Annotated in this window: 20 protein-coding genes; 11 read left to right on the top strand and 9 right to left on the bottom strand. The window is 73.3% G+C overall.

Going from position 1 to position 19093, the window contains the following annotated elements; genetic code table 11:
* Positions 1 to 158 precede the first annotated feature (158 nt).
* Positions 159 to 608 carry a DUF7124 domain-containing protein gene (locus SD626R_RS00155; RefSeq protein WP_092561815.1) on the bottom strand — a complete coding sequence of 150 codons (450 nt, stop codon included), beginning with the start codon at positions 606 to 608 and terminating at the stop codon, positions 159 to 161.
* Between the two features lie 95 nt (positions 609 to 703).
* On the opposite strand from SD626R_RS00155, the gene SD626R_RS00150 reads away from it, so the two are divergent.
* Positions 704 to 1531 carry a BtpA family protein gene (locus SD626R_RS00150; RefSeq protein ID WP_092561812.1) on the top strand — a complete coding sequence of 276 codons (828 nt, stop codon included), beginning with the start codon at positions 704 to 706 and terminating at the stop codon, positions 1529 to 1531.
* 18 nt (positions 1532 to 1549) lie between these two features.
* Here SD626R_RS00150 and SD626R_RS00145 read toward each other — a convergent pair whose 3' ends face one another.
* From SD626R_RS00145 to SD626R_RS00125, 5 genes are read right to left on the bottom strand one after another with little or no spacing between them, the layout of a single operon-like run.
* Complete coding sequence (locus SD626R_RS00145) at positions 1550 to 2581, bottom strand: carbohydrate kinase family protein (protein ID WP_092561809.1); 1032 nt, start codon at positions 2579 to 2581, stop codon at positions 1550 to 1552.
* Positions 2582 to 2608: 27 nt separating this feature from the next.
* Complete coding sequence (locus SD626R_RS00140) at positions 2609 to 3178, bottom strand: nucleoside deaminase (RefSeq protein WP_092561806.1); 570 nt, start codon at positions 3176 to 3178, stop codon at positions 2609 to 2611.
* Between the two features lie 58 nt (positions 3179 to 3236).
* Positions 3237 to 3581, bottom strand: coding sequence for a hypothetical protein (locus tag SD626R_RS00135; RefSeq protein ID WP_241996681.1), 345 nt, complete (start codon positions 3579 to 3581; stop codon positions 3237 to 3239).
* 6 nt (positions 3582 to 3587) lie between these two features.
* Positions 3588 to 4319, bottom strand: coding sequence for a hypothetical protein (locus tag SD626R_RS00130; RefSeq protein WP_092561803.1), 732 nt, complete (start codon positions 4317 to 4319; stop codon positions 3588 to 3590).
* Positions 4320 to 4321: 2 nt separating this feature from the next.
* Entirely contained in the window at positions 4322 to 4501 is a 180-nt protein-coding gene (locus tag SD626R_RS00125; protein ID WP_092561801.1) for a zf-TFIIB domain-containing protein, read from the bottom strand.
* A 169-nt stretch (positions 4502 to 4670) separates the two neighbouring features.
* Here SD626R_RS00125 and SD626R_RS00120 point away from each other — a divergent pair, with 169 nt between their 5' ends.
* The 4 genes from SD626R_RS00120 (at position 4671) to SD626R_RS00105 (ending at position 10286) form a co-directional block, all read left to right on the top strand.
* Entirely contained in the window at positions 4671 to 5615 is a 945-nt protein-coding gene (locus tag SD626R_RS00120) for a cell division protein CdpA domain-containing protein (protein ID WP_092561798.1), read from the top strand.
* Positions 5616 to 6081: 466 nt separating this feature from the next.
* Positions 6082 to 6984, top strand: a complete 903-nt coding sequence (locus SD626R_RS00115; protein ID WP_092561795.1) for a CehA/McbA family metallohydrolase — start codon at positions 6082 to 6084, stop codon at positions 6982 to 6984.
* Between the two features lie 63 nt (positions 6985 to 7047).
* Entirely contained in the window at positions 7048 to 8295 is a 1248-nt protein-coding gene (gene glp, locus SD626R_RS00110; protein WP_092561792.1) for a molybdopterin molybdotransferase MoeA, read from the top strand.
* On the top strand, positions 8292 to 10286 hold the full coding sequence (locus SD626R_RS00105) for a molybdopterin biosynthesis protein (RefSeq protein ID WP_092561789.1): 1995 nt from the start codon (positions 8292 to 8294) through the stop codon (positions 10284 to 10286). Before glp ends, SD626R_RS00105 begins: the two co-directional genes overlap by 4 nt.
* Here SD626R_RS00105 and SD626R_RS00100 read toward each other — a convergent pair.
* From SD626R_RS00100 to SD626R_RS00090, 3 genes are all read right to left on the bottom strand, one after another.
* Complete coding sequence (locus SD626R_RS00100; RefSeq protein ID WP_092561786.1) at positions 10256 to 10717, bottom strand: PaaI family thioesterase; 462 nt, start codon at positions 10715 to 10717, stop codon at positions 10256 to 10258. The two genes, SD626R_RS00105 and SD626R_RS00100, sit on opposite strands and share 31 nt — an antisense overlap.
* 250 nt (positions 10718 to 10967) lie before the next feature.
* Complete coding sequence (locus tag SD626R_RS00095; RefSeq protein ID WP_092561783.1) at positions 10968 to 11855, bottom strand: DUF8155 domain-containing protein; 888 nt, start codon at positions 11853 to 11855, stop codon at positions 10968 to 10970.
* Positions 11856 to 11943: 88 nt separating this feature from the next.
* A complete protein-coding gene (locus SD626R_RS00090) occupies positions 11944 to 13623 on the bottom strand; it encodes a sensor histidine kinase (RefSeq protein ID WP_092561780.1) in 1680 nt (559 codons plus the stop codon).
* Between the two features lie 136 nt (positions 13624 to 13759).
* Here SD626R_RS00090 and SD626R_RS00085 point away from each other — a divergent pair, with 136 nt between their 5' ends.
* The 6 genes from SD626R_RS00085 (at position 13760) to hemA (ending at position 18680) form a co-directional block, all read left to right on the top strand.
* Positions 13760 to 14485 carry a lipoate--protein ligase family protein gene (locus SD626R_RS00085; protein ID WP_092561777.1) on the top strand — a complete coding sequence of 242 codons (726 nt, stop codon included), beginning with the start codon at positions 13760 to 13762 and terminating at the stop codon, positions 14483 to 14485.
* 118 nt (positions 14486 to 14603) lie between these two features.
* Positions 14604 to 15002 (top strand): 30S ribosomal protein S6e, encoded by a 399-nt coding sequence (locus SD626R_RS00080; RefSeq protein WP_092561774.1) that lies wholly within the window; start codon positions 14604 to 14606, stop codon positions 15000 to 15002.
* 12 nt (positions 15003 to 15014) lie between these two features.
* Entirely contained in the window at positions 15015 to 15482 is a 468-nt protein-coding gene (locus SD626R_RS00075) for a DUF7112 family protein (RefSeq protein ID WP_092561771.1), read from the top strand.
* A 66-nt stretch (positions 15483 to 15548) separates the two neighbouring features.
* Complete coding sequence (locus SD626R_RS00070; RefSeq protein ID WP_092561768.1) at positions 15549 to 16634, top strand: siroheme decarboxylase subunit beta; 1086 nt, start codon at positions 15549 to 15551, stop codon at positions 16632 to 16634.
* A gap of 31 nt (positions 16635 to 16665) precedes the next feature.
* Positions 16666 to 17343 (top strand): precorrin-2 dehydrogenase/sirohydrochlorin ferrochelatase family protein, encoded by a 678-nt coding sequence (locus tag SD626R_RS00065; protein WP_092561818.1) that lies wholly within the window; start codon positions 16666 to 16668, stop codon positions 17341 to 17343.
* Positions 17340 to 18680, top strand: coding sequence for a glutamyl-tRNA reductase (gene hemA, locus SD626R_RS00060; RefSeq protein ID WP_092561765.1), 1341 nt, complete (start codon positions 17340 to 17342; stop codon positions 18678 to 18680). Before SD626R_RS00065 ends, hemA begins: the two co-directional genes overlap by 4 nt.
* The last annotated feature ends 413 nt before the right edge of the window (positions 18681 to 19093 follow it).

Below are 19093 nucleotides of genomic sequence, written 5' to 3'. Positions count from 1 at the left end.
ACCGCACCTCACGCCTCCCCAGCCTCGCGGTTCGCGCTCTCCGAGCGCTCACCGCGTCCCTCGCGCGTGCGACTCGCACCCTTCGGGCGCTCGTCGGCACGCGCCACCGCGGGATTACTTATGAATCGTCGACGCAGGGAACGGGATTCGACCGTCGCTCAACCGAGCCGATCGCTCACTACACGGCGGAGACGCCCGAGAAGGCCGGGGTCATCGCCGGACCCGGGCTCGCCGAGCTCCCAATCGGCCCGCTCGGCCGCCTCGCGGACGTCGCGGTACTCGAAGCCGACGTGCGTCGCGACGCGGCGGTCGGAGGAGTCGGTGCCGACGAAGACGTGGCGCGGGGTGTCGGCCTCGTCGTAGACGTCGCCGAGCGTCCCCCACTTGTCCCAGTTGCGGAGGGCGTAGTCGGTCTCGATGTCGCGCTCGCGGACGAACCGCTCGACCGCGTCGGCGTCGTTGGCGACGATCCCGACGTACCGGCTCCAACGGCGGGCGTCCGCGAAGGCCGCCTCGGGGTCGGCGAGCCGCCGCGCCGCGCCGAGCGAGAGGACGAGCGTCAGCTCGCCGCTCCGGGCCGTCGGGTCGTCGTCGACGTCGATGCTCATTGGCTCCGGCCGGGAGTTCGGCCGCGGCCGACTAAACCGTGTGGGGGCGGGTATGGGAGGAGCTTATGATGGGCGCGGGCGTCGCTGGCGGTGAGATGGAGTTCGAGGCCACCTTCGGCACGGACGCGCCGGTGATCGGCATGGTACACCTCCCGCCCCTCCCGGGCGCACCGAAGGCGCCGGCCGACGGCGCCCGCGCGATGCGGGAGGCGCTCGACCGCGCCGCGGCCGACGCCCGCGCCCTCGACCGCGGCGGCGTCGACGGGATCATGGTCGAGAACTTCGGCGACGCCCCCTTCTACCCCGACGACGCGCCGAAACACGTCGTCGCGGCGGTCACGCGCGCCGCGACCGCGGTCGCCGCCGAGACCGCCCTCCCGCTCGGGGTCAACGTCCTCCGGAACGACGCCGAGGCCGCCCTCTCCGTCGCGGCCGCGCTCGGCGCTGACTACGTCCGCGTGAACGTCCACACCGGCGCCCGCGTCACGGACCAGGGGGTCGTGCAGGGACGGGCCCACGAGACGCTCCGGCTCCGCGAGGCGCTCGGCGTCGACGTCGGGGTGTTCGCCGACACCGACGTGAAACACTCCGCGCCGCTCGCGGCCGAGGGGTACACCGCGGAGTCGTTCGCCGACACCGCCGAGCGCGGACTCGCAGACGCCGTCATCGCCTCGGGGCGGGGGACCGGCGAGGCGACGGATCCGGAGTCGCTAGAGGCGGTCGTCGCCGAGCGCGACGCGCACGGGCTCGACACCCCGGTCCTCGTCGGGAGCGGAGTCACCGCCGAGACGGTCGGTGACGCTCTGTCGGTCGCCGACGGCGTCGTCGTCGGCACGGCGCTGAAGGAGGGCGGCGAGACGACCGCCCCGGTCGATCCCGACCGGGTCGCCGAGCTCGTCGCGCGGGCGGACGAGGTGCGGTGAGTCCGGCGCCGGTCCGGGTTACTCCCGCGCCGAGAGGAACCGCTCGACCGCCTCGCGGGTCGGGAGCCCGCCCTGCGCGAACCGCTCGGTGCAGTTGATCGCGGCGACCGCGGCCGCGAAGCGGACGCCGTCGGCGAGGTCGCCGTTCTCCGCGGTCGCGGTGCCGCCCTCGCCCTCTCCCGCGACCCACCGGTCGATCAGCCCTGCGACGAACGCGTCACCGGCGCCCGTCGCGTCGACCACGTCAACGTCGAAGGCGTCGAAGCGTCTGGCGTCGCCGTCGGCCACGACCGTCATCCCGTCGGCGCCGTGCGTGAGGACCGCTCGCGGCCAGCCAGTGTCGGCGTCGGGAGCGCCGCCGCATCCGTTCCCGTCGGCCGCGTCGCCTCTCGCCCGCTGGGCGGCCGCGATCCGCTCGACCGCGGCCGCCTCGCTCCCGAAGTAAGCCGCCGCGGCGACGTCGCCGGCGACGAACAGGTCGGCGCGGTGGAGGAGGCGGTGAACGGTCTCGGGCTCGGTGCCGCGCCCGACGAGCTCCTCGACCGGACCGGAGAGGTCGAAGACGAGTGCGGGCGGGTCGCGGGCCGACTCGACGACCGACAGGACGCGCCGCGAGACCGCGTCGGGCGTGTAACCCGTGAGGAAGGCGACGTCGGCCGCGGCGATCGCCTCCCGGTCGGCGGCCGCGAGTCGGAGCTCGCGGAAGCTCTCGCCCGTCGTGACGATCGCGCGCTCGCCGTCGGGCGCGCTGAGGACGAGCGAGCGCGTCGACGGGTCGTCGCCGACGGTCACGCGCGAGGCGTCCACGCCGGTCTCGGCGAGGTGCTCGCGGGCCCGGCGGCCGTACTCGTCGTCGCCGACGCGGCTGACGAGGCCGACGTCGCGCCCGAGGCGGTCGAGCGCGACGGCGACGTTCGCGCCCACCCCGCCGAACGAGCTCGTTACCTCGCTCGCGAACGCGCCGCCGTCCGCTTCGGGGAGGTTGCTGACGGCGTACCACTCGTCTATCGCCGCGGCACCGACCGCGACGATCGATGGCGTCACGCTCATGACGCCCGCGGAATTCGACCCCGCACGCTACGACTCCCCGGCGGACCCGTTCCCGTTCCCGTCCCCGTAGAACGACTCGTGGAGCGCCATCGCGGCCTCGGTCGCGACCGGCCCCTCGACCACCGTCTCGCCGCCGGCCCGGCAGATCACCTCCTCGCAGGGGATGGTGACGACGTCGCCGGTGAGGTCGTCGAGCGTCTCGCCAGCGACGCCGAAGACGACGCGGTCGAGCCCGGCGTAGTGGATCCCCGTCGCGCACATCGGGCAGGGCTCCGTGCTGGCGTACATGGTGCAGCGCGCGCGCTCGTCGGCGTCGAGCTCGCGGGCGGCCCGCCGCGCGAGCGCCAGCTCCGGGTGCGCCGCGATGTCGTCCTCGCTCCGCGTCTCGTTGCGCGCCTCGGCGACGACCTCGCCGTCGACGACGAGGAGCGCCCCGAACGGGGTGTTCCCGCGCTCGACGGCCTCCTCGGCGAGCCCGATCGTCCGGTCGACGAGCTCGCGGTCGCGGTCGGTGACGGCGGCGGCATCAGCGGCGTCGTCGTCCGGATTTGCGGCGTCGCTCTCGGCGGTCCCACCTCTCTCGTTGGGATCGGTCATACGAGCGTGTTCGGCCCGGGACACCTAACGTTTCGTGAGGCGGGCGGCGTCGGCCCGGTCAGGACGCGTCTCGACCGTCGCCGGCGGTGGCGTCGGGACCGGCGTCCTCGGAACCGGCAGCGTCGCCGTCGGCGGAGGCGTCCTCGTCGGGATCGGCGCCCTCGTCGGTCGATGCGACCTCCTGCGACCGTCGCACGTCGCGGAGCGCGTCGACCGCGTCGTCCGTCGCCGCCGTCCGGGTCTCGGTCGCGGCGCTCGGGTCGAGACCGGTCGCTTCCGCTTTTTCGGCGCTCTCGCCGCTCTCGGTGGTTTCTTCCTCTCCGGGGTCGGTCGACGACGCCGCGCTCTCGTCGTCGCCGGCCGTTCCCGCGATCCAGGCACGCAGTCTCGACAGCAGTCCCATGTGTCGTCAGTAGTTCCTGAACAGCAGCGCGCGCACGTCGTCCTTGGTGCGCGCCGTCTCGACGTCGCCGTCGGGCAGTTCGACCTCGTACCGCGCGTCGCCGTCCGCCTCGCCCCACTTGTCGTCGTGGGTGTCGAGGAGGCTCATCACCGCGTCGAGCTGGTCGGCTCCGCCGCCGTCGTCGCTCTCGGCCGTCGCCTCGTCGTTCTCTTCATCGTCGTCACCCTCCTCATCGCTGTCGTCGCTCCCGGTCGCCGTCTCGTCGCTCTCGTCCTCGTCGAGTTCGACGCCGGCCCACGCGAACGGATCGGCCGACAGCGACTCGGCGGCGTCGAGCGTCGCCTCGACCAGCTCCGCCTTCGTCATGTCGCTGCGGCCGGTGACGTCGAGCGCGGCCGCGACCTCGTACAGGTCCGGCTCCTCGGCGGCGTCCGGATCGGCGTGGCGTCGCGGGCGGGATTCGAGCCGCTCCCGGGCGTGCTCGGGGTCGAAGGGCGGAGCGCTCTCGCCCGTGGCCCGGTCGTCGGTCGGCTCGCTCTCGGCCGGCTCGTCGCCGCCGAGCGCGGTCGCGTCCGCGGCGCGCCCCGGATCGTCGACGGCGTCGGCCAGGTCGAGGAGGTACGCCAGCGCGTCCTCCGTGTCGACCGAGGCGTACGGGCCGGCGTGGGCCGCCGTCAGTTCCTCGCGGAGCGCCTCGATACGGTCGCGGTGGTCGTCTGTGATGTCGATGGTCGGCATGGTCAGTCGCGTTCCTCCTGGAAGCGCGCGAAGGCGTCCTCCCAGCTCTCGACGAGCCGCGGCTCGCCCGAGTGGTCGGCCTCGACGCCGGCGTAGCCGCAGTCGTCGCAGGCGACCGCCGTCGCCCCGCCGAGGGCGAACGTCGACAGGGCCGTTCCGCAGCGAGGGCAGTCGAGTGACACGGGCTATCGCTTGAGTGGTGAACCCGTGTCCTCAAAAGCGCACGGGGTGACGGGGTCGGGACGGCGGGGTCGGAGTCCCGCGATGGGGGACGCGGCGCCCGCGGCGCCGGCGTTCGCGCGGCCGGCACCGCGGGGTAACAATCATTAGAGTCGGCGGTGACCGTCCGGTATGAGCGAGTCGAACACGGAGAACCGCCTGCTGGGGTACTACCGACGCTACGTCGGCGACCCCGACCGGACGATCGACGTGTACGCGGGGTTCGGACTCTTCTTCGCCGGGATCGGGCTCGGGCTGGTCGGCGTCGCCGTCTTCTTCTACAGCGCGACGCTCCCGCCGGAGGCGCTGTCGACGTACGCAGTCCGGGAGGTCGCCGCCGTCGCCGCCGCGGTCGGGCTGCCGGTCCTCCTGCTCGGCGTCGTCGTGCTGCTCCCCGTGGACCGGCGGATGCTGTACCTCGCCGGCGTCGGGGCCGCGATCACCCTCGTCGCCGTCGGGCTGTTCACGTGGGCGTACCCGTACAACTGGAACGTCCCCACCGCGACCGACTACAGCGCGCAGGTGGTCGCGGTGTACACCCTCGGGCTCGTCGCCGTCATCGCCGCGACCGGCGGCGCGCTGGTCGCCCACCGCGTCGAGCGCGCGACGAGCGCGGCCGCTGGCGCTGCGGGCGGAAACGCGGCTGGCACCGGGGGCGCCGCGGGAGCCGCCGGCGGCGACGCCGGCGCGGGCGACGAGGGCGAGACGGTCACCGAGGCCGACGTGCGGGCCGACATCGAGCGCGAGCTGGAGGACGCGGAGCTGACGTGGGGCGGCGTCGAGCGCAGCGAGACGCGCCGGCTGGAGCTCGACACGAGCGCGGTCGACGACGTCGACGTCGACCGCGAGAAGCTCGCGGGCTCGGCCACCGAGACCCGGACGACCTCCGGAACCGTCAACGACGCGGTCTCGGAGCTGAAGGGGCTCCAAGGCGGCGAGAAGAAGACCGCGAGCGGCGAGGGGACCGACGACCAGGCCGCGAAGCTCCGGGAGCTCCGGGAGCAGCAGCGGAAGGAGGCCGAGGCCGACGACGAGGACGGGTCGGTCGTCGAGAAGATCAAGGGGCTGTTCGGCTGAACGGGTCGCCCGTCGTTGCTGTCGGCGATACCGCGAACGCCTCCCGATGCCCAGACGTTCGGCTGGACGCGGTTGATCCCGGACCGTCGGAGTACACCTCCAAAGCCCCAGTCGCTCGGCTATACGAGGATGGCAACGGGTCGGCAGAGAACATCTCCAAAGCCCCAGCCCCGAGGGCTCGCGCGGCTTGCTGCGGTCCTCAGTCGCTCGCGGTGCTCGCTCCCTGCGGTCCTTGCTGCGCCGTGCTTCGCCCTCGCGACTGCCCCTTTGAGTCCCACCCCGCACAGCAACCGCACCTCACGCCTCCCCAGCCTCGCGGTTCGCGCTCTTCGAGCGCTCACCGCGTCCCTCGCACGCGCTCCTCACGCCCTACGGGCGCTCGGAGGCGCGCACCACCGCACTCGATTTGTGAGTATCGTCAGACGCCTCTCGCGCATTTAAGTATCTCCCGTCGCCTACTCGATGTGTGTCCAGCGTCACCGTCAGCATCGACCCCCACGTCCACTCGGACGAGAGCTACGACGGCCACGAGCCGGTCGAGCTCATCCTCGAACACGCCGCGGAGATCGGTCTCGACGCGGTCGTGATCACCGACCACGACGTGATCGGCGAGTCGAAGCGGGCGGCCGAACTGGCCCCGGAGTACGGCCTGATCGGGATCCCCGGCGTCGAGGTGTCGACCGCGCACGGCCACCTGCTGGCGGTCGGCGTCGAGCGCATGCCCCCGCGGCGACGTCCCTACGACGAGACGATCGCGTGGATCCACGAGCGCGGCGGGGTCGCGATCGTCCCGCACCCCTTCCAGCGCTCGCGCCACGGCGTCCGCCAGCGGAACGTCCCCGTGCCGGAGGTCGACGACGAGGGGAGCCCCGTCGTCGGCGGCGACGAGGTCGGCGAGACCGGCGGGACCCGCAGGGCCCGCGAGATCGACGAGGTCGACGCGGTCGAGGTGTTCAACGCCTGGCTGTTCACGGGCTACCGGAACCGCCGCGCGCGGCGCTTCGCCGCGAAGTACGACTACCCGGGCGTGGCCGCCAGCGACGCGCACCACTTGGAGTACGTGGGGCGCGCCTACACCGACGTGGAGATCGAGGACCGGGAGTCGGTCGCCGAGGTCACCGCCGACGACGTCCTCGACGCGGTCCGGGCGGGGACGACCACGGTCGACGGTCGCCGCGCGCCGATCCGGATGGCCGCGAAGCACTACCTCGCCGCGGCGTGGCGCAAGTCCGGCTACTACGCCCGGACCGGCGCGGTCCGGAGCGCGACCGCGGCGCGGCGCGGGGTAACCGAGACGCTCTCGGCCGCCCGCGTCGCGGCGATCCAGGGGACCCACCGCGCGGCGCGGGTCCTCTCGTGGATCACGTGAGGGAGCCGCGGATTCACCGCCCGGAGAGCGGGGTTTTTGCACGCGGGCCCGAAACGAACGCCCATGAGCCACGACAGACGCGAGGCCGGCTTCAAGCGGCGGACCCGCGTCGCCGACGCGCTGGTGACGCTGCTCGACGCCGCCGAGCCGCACGGCCGGACCGAGTCGGTCCCGGTCGCCGATGCCGACGCCCGGGTCGTCGCCGAGCCGATCGACGCGCCGGCGCCGGTCCCGAGCTACGACCGGGCGGCGATGGACGGGTACGCCGTCCGCGCCGAGGACACGTTCGGCGCCTCCGACCGCTCGCCGGCGGTTCTCCGCGCCGCGGGCACCGAGGCCGAGTCGATCGCGCCCGGCGAGGCCGCGCGCGTCCACACGGGGAGCGCGGTCCCCGAGGGCGCGGACGCCGTCGTGATGATCGAACAGGCCGAGGCGGTCGGCGACGAGGTGGAGGCGTTCGACGCCGTCGCGACCGGCGAGAACGTCGGCGAGGCCGGCGAAGACGTCGCGGACGGCCAGCGCCTCTTCGACGCGGGCCACGTCCTGCGGCCCTCAGACATCGGGCTCCTGAAGTCGGTCGGGCTCGACGAGGTCCGAGTCCACGAGCCGCCGACGGTCGCCGTGATCCCGACCGGCGAGGAGCTGGTCCAGTCCGACCCCGGTCCCGGCGAGGTGATCGAGACGAACGGGGTGACCGTCTCCCGGCTGGTCGAGCGGTGGGGCGGCGAGGCGCGCTACCGCGACGTCGTCACCGACGACGAGGACGCGCTCGCGGCCGCGGTCGAGGCCGACCTCGACGCCGACGTGGTCGTCACCACCGGCGGGTCCTCGGTCGGCGAGCGCGACCTGATCCCCGAGGTCGTCGACGGCCTCGGCGAGGTGCTCGTCCACGGCGTCGCCCTGAAGCCGGGCCACCCGGTCTGCCTCGGCGTCGCCGACGACACGCCGATCGTCTCCTTACCCGGCTACCCCGTCGCCTGCATCGTCAACGCCGCGCAGTTCCTCCGGCCGCTCCAGAAGGAGGTGGGCGGGACGACCGCCGACCCCTTCCCGACGCGGCGCGCGGTCCTGGACCGGAAGGTGCCGAGCGAGCCCGGGACGCGGACGTTCGCGCGGGTGGCGCTCTCCGACGAGGCCGACACCGGGAACGAGACCGACGACCTCCCCGCGGCGACGCCGACGCGCGCGAGCGGCTCCGGCATCTTATCGAGCGTCGCGCTCGCGGACGGCTGGGTCGTCGTCCCGGAGTCGCGGGAGGGGCTCGACGCGGGCGAGGTCGTCGACGTCGAGCTCTGGGAGGTGACGCCGTGAGCGACCGCAAGGAGTTCCGCGACCTCGCGACGCCCGAGGCCGCGCACGACGCCATCGACTCGCTCGACCTCTCGCCGGCGGCGGAGACGGTCCCGCTCGAGGACGCCCGCGGGCGCGTCCTCTCGGAGCGGGTCGACGCCGCCATCGACGTCCCGGGGTTCGACCGGGCGTCGATGGACGGGTACGCCGTCTGCGCCCGCGACACCTTCGGCGCCGACGAGGCCGACCCCGCCGAACTCGACCTCGTCGGAGCGGTCCACGCCGGCTCCGCGCCCGAGGTGACAGTCGCGCCCGGGACCTGCGCCGAGATATCAACGGGCGCGGTGATGCCCGAAGGCGCCGACGCCGTGGTGATGGTCGAACGGACCGACGAAGTGGGCGGTGACGGGAACGAGGGAGGAGAGGGAGCCGACGGCGAACCCGGCCGAATCGCCGTCCGAACCGCCGTCGCGCCCGGCGACCACGTGATGAGCGCGGGCGCGGACATCGCCGCCGGCGCCCGCGCGCTCGGTCCCGGAACACGGTTGACGCCCCGCGAGATCGGACTGCTCTCTGCGCTCGGCGTCGACGAGGTCCCGGTCGAGGGAAAGCCCCGCGTCGGGATCGTCTCGACCGGCGACGAGCTGGTGCGCCCGGGCGAGGACCTCGACCCCTCGCGCGGGGAGATCTACGACGTGAACTCGACGACGATCGCGGCCGGCGTCGAGGAGGCGGGCGGCGAGCCGGTCCTCTACCCGCACGCCGGCGACGACTACGACGAGATGGAGCGGCTGCTCCGGCGCGCGGCCGACGAGTGCGACCTCGTCCTCTCGTCGGGGTCGACCTCGGCGAGCGCCGTCGACGTCATCTACCGGGTGATCGAGGAGCGGGGCGAGCTGCTGCTCCACGGCGTCGCGGTCAAGCCCGGCAAGCCGATGCTCGTCGGGCGGCTCGATCGGCGCGGGAGCGACGCGGCGTCGGAGGGCGAGGGCGCCGATGCCGGTGAGTCCGCCTACGTCGGCCTCCCCGGCTATCCCGTCTCCGCGCTCACGATCTTCCGGACGTTCGTCGCGCCCGCGATCCGCGAGGCGGCAGGCCGGTCCGAGCCCGCGACGGCGACCGTGGAGGGCCGGATGGCCGTCGGCGAACGCTACGGCGAGGGGCGCATGCGGCTGATGCCGGTCGGCCTGCTCGACCTGGACGACGGCGACCGCCCACTCGTCTACCCGGTCGACAAGGGCTCCGGCGCGACGACGAGCCTCGTCGAGGCCGACGGCGTCGTCGCCGTCGACCCGGACACGGAGTACCTCGATCGGGGCGAGACCGTCTCGGTGCAGCTGTTCTCGCCGGACGTGCGCCCGCCGAGCCTGCTCGGCGTCGGCGAGGACGACCCGGCGCTCAACCGCCTGCTCGACCGGCTGGAGAACCCGCGGTACCTGCCGGTCGGCTCCCGCGAGGGCCTCCGACGGCTGCGCGACGGCGTCCCGGACGTCGCGGTCGTCGCGGGACCGAGCGACCGCGAGGTCGAGACGGTCGACCTCGGCGGCTGGTCGCGCGAGTGGGGGCTGGTCGTCCCCGCTGGCAACCCGGCGGACGTGACCGGGCTCGGAGATGTCGTCGACCGCGATCTGCGGTTCGTCAACCGCCCGACCGACTCCGGGCTCCGCCGGAGCCTCGACGGCGCGCTCGATCGGCTCGCCGACGAGCGGTCGACGTCGCGGGGGGAGCTGACCGGGGGGATCGCGGGCTACGACCTGACGGTGCGGGCGTTCGAGGGCCCGGCCCGGAAGGTGATCGCCGGCGACGCCGACGTCGGCGTCGGACTGCGGGAGACGGCGAAACGGCTCGACTGCGGCTTCGTGTCGCTCGGCGAGCAGTCGGTCGTCGTCCGAGCGGCGCCCGACCGGTCCGACCGCGAGGCGGTGAGAGAGCTCGCGGCCGCGCTCGACGACCCTGCCGACCTCCTCGACGGCCTCGCGGGCTACTCGCGGAACAGCCGGAACGACCCCTGACCGACGACGACTTCGGCGGTCTCGCCGTCGGCGGCGGTGGTGACGGTCATGTCGCTGACGCCGATCGAGCCGCCGGACCTGACGACCGTCGCCTCGGCGGTGAGGTCGCCCGTCGCCGGGCGGAGGTAGTTCGCGTTGAGGTTCACCGTCGCGACGCCGCCGGCGAGCGGGTCCTCGAAGGCGGTGCGCTGGGCGACCCCGCCGGCGGTGTCGATCAGGGTCGCGGCCACGCCCCCGTGGATGGTGCCGCCGTCGCTGTTCGTCAGCTTGTCGTCGAACGGGATCGAGAGGACGACGCGTCCGCGCTCGACGAGGTCGACCGACGTGTTCAGCCACGAGAGGTAGCCGTGCTCCTCCTCGATCCGCCGCTCGACGAGCGCGACGGCCTCCGCCGACAGAGGCTCCAACGCCGCGACGTCTGTCCGGTTCATACTCCCCTCTCGCGAGGGTCCCGTTTGTAGCCCTCGAAACGGGAGACAACTGGTTCGGGGTTGGCGAAGACGGCGAGCGTGCGGCCGGTCACGTCGACGCCGGCACGACCGTTTACTACGGATACCGAGCCAGCCGCCCCGTGACCTGACGCCTCGCTCCGCGGCGGCCGAGACGGGAGTCCGGCGCACCGCCGCGGGAGCCGCCGGCGCCGGCCGTTCGCAAGCTCCGCTATCCCCTCCCGACGGCACCTCACCCGACGCCGAGTCGGATCGGATCGTCGCTCGGAACCACGTCGAGCGATACCGACTCGCCGACCGAGAACTCGCGGTCCGGGCAGACGACCTTCGCGCCGTACTCCGCGTCCCGCGCCGCGAACAGCGACAGCCCCACCACGCGCTCGCCGTTCGCGAGCACGTCGACCGGGTCCCATTCGAACCCGCGACCCGCCGCGAGGCCGACGCGGGTGCCCCACAGCGACGCCGCCGCGTCCCCGTCGAGAGGCCCGAACGCACCGCCGCCGGCGTAGTGCGTCAGTCCCCCGTCCAGCGGGATCCCCTCGTCGCTCGCGAGCGCCGCGAACGACCCGCCGGGGTCGGGGTGAATCGGCGCTTCGAGGAGCGCGTGCGTCGGCCCGCGCTCGACCACGACGCCCTCGCCGTCCCAGGCGATCGGCTCGACCGCGACGTCGACGTCGACCGGGAGCGACCCGCTCGCCCGGAGCGCGTCCGCGCCGGGCGCCCGGAACCCGAGGTGGACGTGGTCGTCGACCCACCGCCCGAAGAACCCGGAGCGCGTCGTCGGTCCGAGATCGTCGCCGACGGCGAGGCGGTCGCCGGGGGACACCTCGGGGATCACGTGGAGGACCCGGGCGACGGTTCCGGGTTCGGCGCCGGCCCGCCGGCACCACTCGTCGTCGAGGTCGACGACGATCAGGTGGTCCTCGCTCGCGGCGTACGAGCGGTCCGGACAGCCGACGGTCCGCGTCTCGCGGACGACGCCGGAGACCGGCGAGAGCCCCCGATCCGCTTCGGGATACAGGTCGACCGCGCAGCCGTCGTCGTGTGCCGGGTACGGCGAGTTGAACCGGGAGAACCGCCGGTAGTCGTCGAGGGCGTCCGGCGGGAGCGTGACGGGCATCGTCGTCCGAAGGGCGGGGCTCGACCGACAAGTGGTCGTCGACGCCGGCAGTCGGCCGCGGTCGAGAGCGGTCGTCCCCCGCGGTCGATCACTCGTCCGCGGGTTCGATGCCGGCGATCGCGAAGCGGGCACCGCCCGACTCGGACTCCTCGACGGAGAGCTCCCAGCCGTGCGCCTCCGCGATGTCGACGACGATCGCGAGCCCGAGTCCCGTCCCGCCGGCGAGCGAGACGCCCCGCTCGGTCACCTTCGAGCGCTGTTCCGACGGGACGCCCGGACCGTCGTCGGCGACGGCGAGCGCGACGCCGTCCGCGCGCGTCTCGGTCTCGACCCGCACCGCGACGTCGTCGCCGGCGTGTTCGATCGCGTTGCGGAACAGGTTCGAGAGCAGCTGTTCGAGCCGGTCGCCGTCGGCGAGCACCGTCGCGTCCGGGCCCGCGACCGACAGCGTCGCGTCCGCGGTCTCGAGCCGCGACCAGACTCGCCGGACGGTCGCGTCGAGGGACACTCGGTCCGCGGAGTCGACGGAGTGTCCCGCGGTCGCCAGCGAGAGGAGCCCCTCGATCAGGTCGTCCATCCGCTCGTGGGCGTTCGCCGCCCGGTCGAGCGCGTCGTCGCTGTCGCCGTCGCCGTGACGCGCGAGCTCGACCGCCGCGGTCGCCGCGGCGAGCGGGTTCCGGAGGTCGTGCGAGACGACGCCGGCGAAGTCCTCCAGTCGCTCGTTCTGCCGCTCGAGTTCCGCCTCGCGGCGCTCCAGCTCCGCCTGTCGTCGCTCCCGCTCCGTCACGTCGCGGAGCAGGAACACGTGGCCGCGATCCGTCCCGCGGGGGTCAGTGATCGGGTCCTCCTGAATGTCGAACTGTCGCCCGTCGATGGCGACCGGGTGTTCGACGCCGACGTCCAAGCGCGGGAACACCGCCGAGAGCGACGAGCCGACCGCGTTCGGCGGGAGCAGCTCCTCTGCGGCCGGGTTGAGGTCGCGGACCCGGCCGTCGGAGCCGGCCACGATCACCGGGTCCTGCATCACCTCGACGGCGGTGTCGCGGGCGACGACCGCGGCGTCGAGCGTCCCGAGCCAGAACACCGTCCCGTAGAGGAGGACGCCGTGGACGACGAGCGCAGGCGGGAACCACGCGAGGTCCGCGTAGCTGCCCAGGTCGACGACGGTGGCGATCCCGCCGAGAAACGGGAACAGCGTTCCCAGCAGGATAACGAACGTCTGGAGCCGGTAGCGGTTCCCGGTCCGCCGGTACAGGTCCGCGACGACGAGGACGCCGGCGACCCAGAGGGCGTACGCGTACAGGACGAACGCGACGTCGGCCGGGCCGAGATCGAACGATAGCAGCGTGAACGGGCCCTCGACGACCGCGCCGATCGATCGCCGGGAGAGGCCGTGCGTGGCGCTCGACCACGCGAGCAGCACCCAGACGAACGGCGGGGTCGCCAGCGCGACGGTCCGGCGCTCCGTCCGCCACTGGTCGTGCCCGGCGAACGCGAGCGTGAACGCCGTCCAGAGTCCGGGGACCGCGGCGATCAGCGGCGTCGCGAGGTTGAGCGTCACGGTCATGACCAGTTCGCTCGGGCTCCCCACCCTGACGGCGTACAGCAGCGATATCCCCCCGCCGCACAGCAGGTAGAGCGCCACCTCGGTGCCGCCCGGTTGATCGCGCTCCCGCCACGCGACGCGGCCGAGCCACAGGCCGACGACCCCGGCGAGCAGGCAGGCCGCGAGGTAGGCTCGCACCGGCAGCGCGCCGAGGTCGCTCATCGATACGTGACCCAGTCAGAGGGCCGGCAAAACGTTTGTGTCATACGCCCCGACGACGCGACGGTGGGAGCGATCCCGCGATCGGACCCCGCTACCGGCCGAAATCGGCTTGACGCCGGCGCCCCTGCGATCCGGCATGCGCGTGCTCAGAGGGACCGCCGACGACCCCGACACGGACCGGAAGCGCACGGCGGCGCTCCTCGCGGCCGCGGGCGACGGGACGGCAGGACTCCGCGTGTGGACCCCGGCACGGCAGGTCGCCTTCGGTCGCCGAGACGCCCGCGCGGAGGGGTTCGACCGGGCCGAGCGGGTCGCGGCCGACCGCGGGTTCCATCCGGTCGAGCGCGACGTCGGCGGTCGGGCGGTCGCGTACGCCGGGGAGACGCTCGCGTTCGCCCACGCAGTCCCTCTGGACGGCGACGCGGCGGTGGACGACGCACGCGGGTCGATCGCCGGGCGGTACGACCGCGCCGTCGAGGCGGTCGTCGACGCGCTTCGGGGGCTCGGCGCCGACGTCGTCGCCGGCGAGCCGCCGGCGTCGTTCTGTCCTGGCGATCACTCCGTGCGCGTCGGCGGCGGCGGGAAGGTGGCGGGGATCGCCCAGCGCGTCCGCGCCGACGCGGCGCTGGTCGCCGGCTGCGTCGTCGCCGCGCCGGGCGACGCGAGCGAGATCGCCGCCGTCACCGACGGCGTCTACGACGCGCTCGACGTGCCGTTCGACCGGGAAACGGTCGGGAGCGTCGCGGCGGCCGGCGGACCGGACGACCCGAAACGCGTCGCACGGGCGCTGGAGGACGCGTTCGTCGACGGGCCGTGGGGCGACGGGTCGCGGCGGGTCGAGCGGATCGGGACCGAGCGCTGAGCATCGTCCGCGAGTCGACATCGGAAGGGAATCCACGCGCCGAACCGGGTTCACGGGCCGATCGGGGCCGGATCGCGGTTTCGACGTGCTTTTTATTCGCGGGGGTCTCGGTTCGCCCATGGCCGAATTCAAAGTCGTCGTCGCCGACCCCGAGAGCGGCGAGACGTTCCAGCGAGAGGTCGACGGACAGGACGCCAACCGGTTCCTCGGTCGCGAGATCGGCGACGAGATCGGCGGCGACGCCGTCGGGCTCTCCGAGCACACGATCGAGATCACCGGCGGCTCCGACGAGACCGGGCGCCCGATGCGCGAGGACGTCTCGGGCACGCGCCTGAAGGAGCTCCTGTTAGAGGGCGGCGTCGGCTTCGAGCCGTCCCGCGAGGGCGAGCGCAAGCGCATCACCGTCCGCGGCCGCGAGATCGACGACGACGTCGCGCAGATCAACGTCACGGTGATCGAGGGCGACGACGTCGCCGCCGCGTTCGGCGAGGACGACGGCGACGCCGACGAGGAGTAACCCGCCTTTTCGATGCCCCGCGTTCCCTCCGACGACGAGGGCGTCGCCTCGATACGCGTCTCGCTGGCCCGGAGCGGCGGCACTCGTCGCCCCTGCGTTCGAATTCCGGAGGACGACGAGCTCGCCGGCCGCGTCGAGTCCGGGAGCTGCGAGTCGCTGGCGATGGCCGCCGGCGACGTGGTCCGGGTCGCGATCGACCGCGAGGAGTACCACGCGCCGGTGACCGCCGACAGCGACGGACGGCTGATCCGCGGCGCGTTCGACAACCGGCGGCTCGCGCGGGAGACGGGCGAGGGGGAGAACCGCCTGGTCGCGTGGCTCGACGCGAACGGTCGCGAGCCGGGCGACAGCGTCGTCCTCGACGTCGTCGTGCCCGGGGAGCTGTACGGGCTCCGGATCCCCGGCGAGCGCGTCGTGTACGAGGCGACGCGCGGCCCGCCGTCATCGCTGTCGGACATCGCGCGCGACCTCGACGGCTGAGGTCGGTCCGAGCCGTCCGCGGTCGGTGTCGGATCGCTTATTCTCGCTCGGACCCGAGCCCGTGGTATGAGAGAGGTCGACGCGGATCTGACGGCGCTCGACCGCGGGATCATCAACGCCTTCCAGGGCGGGTTCCCGGTGACGGAGCGACCCTTCGAGCCGGCCGCGGCGGCGCTGCGCGAGCGCGGCGTCGACGTGACCGGGACCGAGCTCTGCGAGCGCGTTCGCGAGCTCGACGAGGAGGGCATCCTCTCGCGGTTCGGCGCGCTCGTCAACGCCGAGGAGATCGGCGGGGCGGCGTCGCTCGTCGCGATGCACGCGCCGGAGGACCGCTACGAGGAGGTCGCGGAGACGGTCAACGAGTTCACCGCCGTCGCGCACAACTACGAGCGCGAGCACCCGCACCTCAACATGTGGTTCGTGGTGAGCGTCGCAGATCACCCGGACCCGGACAAGGACGGGAGCGACCGCGTCGAGGAGGTGCTCGCCGAGATCGAGGCCGCGACGGGCCAGGAGACGTACAACCTCCCGAAGCTCCGGGAGTTCCACGTCGGCGCGAAGTTCCTCGTCGACGGCCCCGTCTCCGACGGCGACGTGGACCTGTCCGACCTCGGCCCCCCGATCGCGCCGAGCGACCGGGGGACGCTCACGCCCGACGAGCGCGACCTCGTCGTCGAGATCCAGGCCGGGCTCCCGATCACGGAGACGCCGTACGCCGACGTGGCGGCCGCGCTCGACGCCGACGTCGGGTGGGTGATCGAGACGATCAAGCGCTTCGAGCGGGAGGGGAAGGTCCGCCGCGTCGGCGTCATCCCGAACCACTACGCGCTCGGCTACACGGAGAACGGGATGACCGTCTGGGACGTGCCCGAGGACGCCCTCGACGAGGTCGGCCCCGCGGTCGCCGCGCTCGACTTCGTCACCCACTGCTACGAGCGTCCCCGCCACGCCGGCGTCTGGGAGTACAACTTCTTCGCGATGACGCACGGTCGGACCGAGGCCGAGAGCGAGCGCCGCATCGCGGAGGTGAAGGCGCTGATGGACGAGCACTGGGACGTCGGCGCGGACGACTGGGACACGCTGTTCTCCACGCGGATTCTGAAGAAGACGGGAATTCGTATCGCCGACCGCGCCGACAGCAACACGGCGTGAGCCCTCGTATCGCGGTCCGGAGGTGTCCGACGTGATCCCTCTTTACCACGACTTCGCCGGGGAGACAGTGCTCGTGTTCGGCGGCGGGTCCGTGGGCGCGCGGAAGGCGGCGCGGTTCGCTGACGAGGCCGGCGTCGTCGTCGCGAGCCCCGCGTTCGACGATCGGCTCGTCGACCTCGCCGACGGGAGTGATTCGGACATCGAGCTCGTCCGCGTCGCCCCCGACGCCGACGCGGTCGGGGAGTGGATCGACCGAGTCGGTCCGGTCCTCGTGGTCGCCGCCACCGACGACGCCGCGGTCAACGCCGCGGCGGAGGCCGCCGCGCTCGACGCCGGCCTGCTCGTTAACCGGACCGACGTGTCGAGCGCGGACCGCTCGGACGGACGCGACGCCCGGAGCGTCGTCGTGCCGGCGACCGTCGACGACGACCCGGTTCGGGTCGCGCTCTCGACGGGGGGCGCGAGCCCCGCGCTCGCGAAGGCGCTCCGCGAGCGCGTCGAGGCCGAGATCGAAGGCGCGGGCGCGATGGCGGAGCTCTCCGGCGAGCTCCGCGCGGAGCTCAGAGAGCGGGGGGTCGCCCCCGAGACGCGCCGGGACGCGATCCGTCGCGTCGTGCGATCCGAGGGGGTTTGGAAGGGTTTACAAAAGGGGAGATCCAACGGTCGTCAAGAGGCGTATTCCGTGATCGAGGAGGTACTCAAGGGATGAAGGAGACGGGAGCCATCGCCGGCGCGAGCGTCGCCCACGCCCGCGCGACGGTCGACGAGATCGAGTCGGCCGGCGGGGACGGCGTCCGCGCGACCGTCTCGGACCTGCTCGCGCGCGACGGCGTCGAGGAGGCGTTCGCCCTCCAGACGTGCAACCGCTCGGAGGCGTTCGTCGTCACCGACCGGACCGTCGACGGGACCGACGCGCTGGCGTCGTTCGCTCCCGAGGTCCGCGGCGGCGCGGTCCGCCGTCTCGACCACGAGGAGAGCCTGGAACACCTGATGCGCGTCGCCTCCGGGCTGGAGTCGCTCGTGCTCGGCGAGGACCAGATCATCGGCCAGCTGCGGGAGGCGTACGAGGAGTCGAAGTCCGCGGGCGGCATCGGGCCCGTCCTCAAGGACGCGGTGACGAAGGCCCTCCACGTCGGAGAGCGGGCCCGCAACGAGACCTCGATCAACGAGGGCGTCGTCTCGCTCGGCTCGGCCGCGGTCCGGTTGGCAGCGACCGAGGTCGACCTCACCGGCGGCTCCGCGGTCGTCGTCGGCGCCGGCGAGATGGGGACGCTCGCGGCCCGGACGCTCGACGACACCGCCGTCTCCGAGATCGTCGTCGCGAACCGGACGGTGCCGAACGCGGAGTTCGTCGCCGGCGAGGTCGACACGCCCGCGGAGGCCGTGTCGCTCGCCGACCTCCCGGCGGTCGTTCCCGACGCCGACCTCGTGATCTCGGCGACCGGGAGCCCGGAGCCGGTGATCGAGCCGAAGCACGTCGCGGACGCGGGGCGGCTCGTCTGCGTCGACATCGCGCAGCCCCGCGACGTCGACCCGGCCGTCGCCGACCGCGACGGGCTGACGCTGTACGACATCGACGCGTTAGAGGACGTGACGCGCCGGACCCGCGAGAGCCGCGAGGCGGAGGCGCGCGACGTCGAGGCGATCATCGACGAGGAGCTCGACCGCATCCTGCGGGCGTACAAGCGCAAGCGCGCCGACGACGCCATTTCCGCGATGTACGCGGGCGCCGACCGCGTCAAGGCCCGCGAGGTCGACCGCGCGCTCTCGAAGCTGGAGTCGCAGGGGGAGCTGTCCGAGGCGCAGCGCGAGACCGTCGAGGACATGGCGGACGCCCTGGTCGGGCAGCTGCTCGCGGCACCCACCAGCTCGCTGCGCGACGCCGCCGGCGAGGACGACTGGGAGACGATCCGGACCGCGCTCCGGCTGTTCAACCCCGAGTTCGACGCGCCGCCGGAGACACCGGGCGGCGAGTCGACGGGCGAGGGGGGCGCCCCCGATCTCGACGGGCCCCCGGAGTCGATCGCCGAGGAACTCGACGATTAGATCGGTTTCAGTGTGTTTCCGGTCGGTTTCGGGGCGGGAAGCCCGCTCCAAAGCACGTCGTTCTATTTATAAACAGATGACTGCGGATCGGCGGTGAACACCGCCAAAGGCCCGGCTGCTCGGCGATACGTTGTTGATGCCGGCTTGACTGTGAACACCCCTAAAGCCCCAGCCGCTCGGCTATATCTGATTATTAGCGGATCGACGGAGAACACTTCCAAAGCCCCAGCCGGGAGGCGGACGCACGCTCGCTGCGCTCCTCGTTCAGTCGCTGGCGCTCCTTCGCTGCGGTGCTTACGTCACCTGCGCCCGCCTCCCGGCTGCCCCTTTGAGTCCCACTCGACAGCGCAGCGACCGTACCTCACGCCTCCCCAGCCTCGTCGGTCGTCCTCCGCGTTGCTCCGGACGACCGA

Source organism: Halorubrum sp. SD626R, from assembly GCF_001261915.1.
GTDB lineage: Archaea > Halobacteriota > Halobacteria > Halobacteriales > Haloferacaceae > Halorubrum.
The sequence above is the reverse complement of the archived record's forward strand: the minus strand, read 5'-3'. Positions and strand labels throughout refer to the sequence as shown.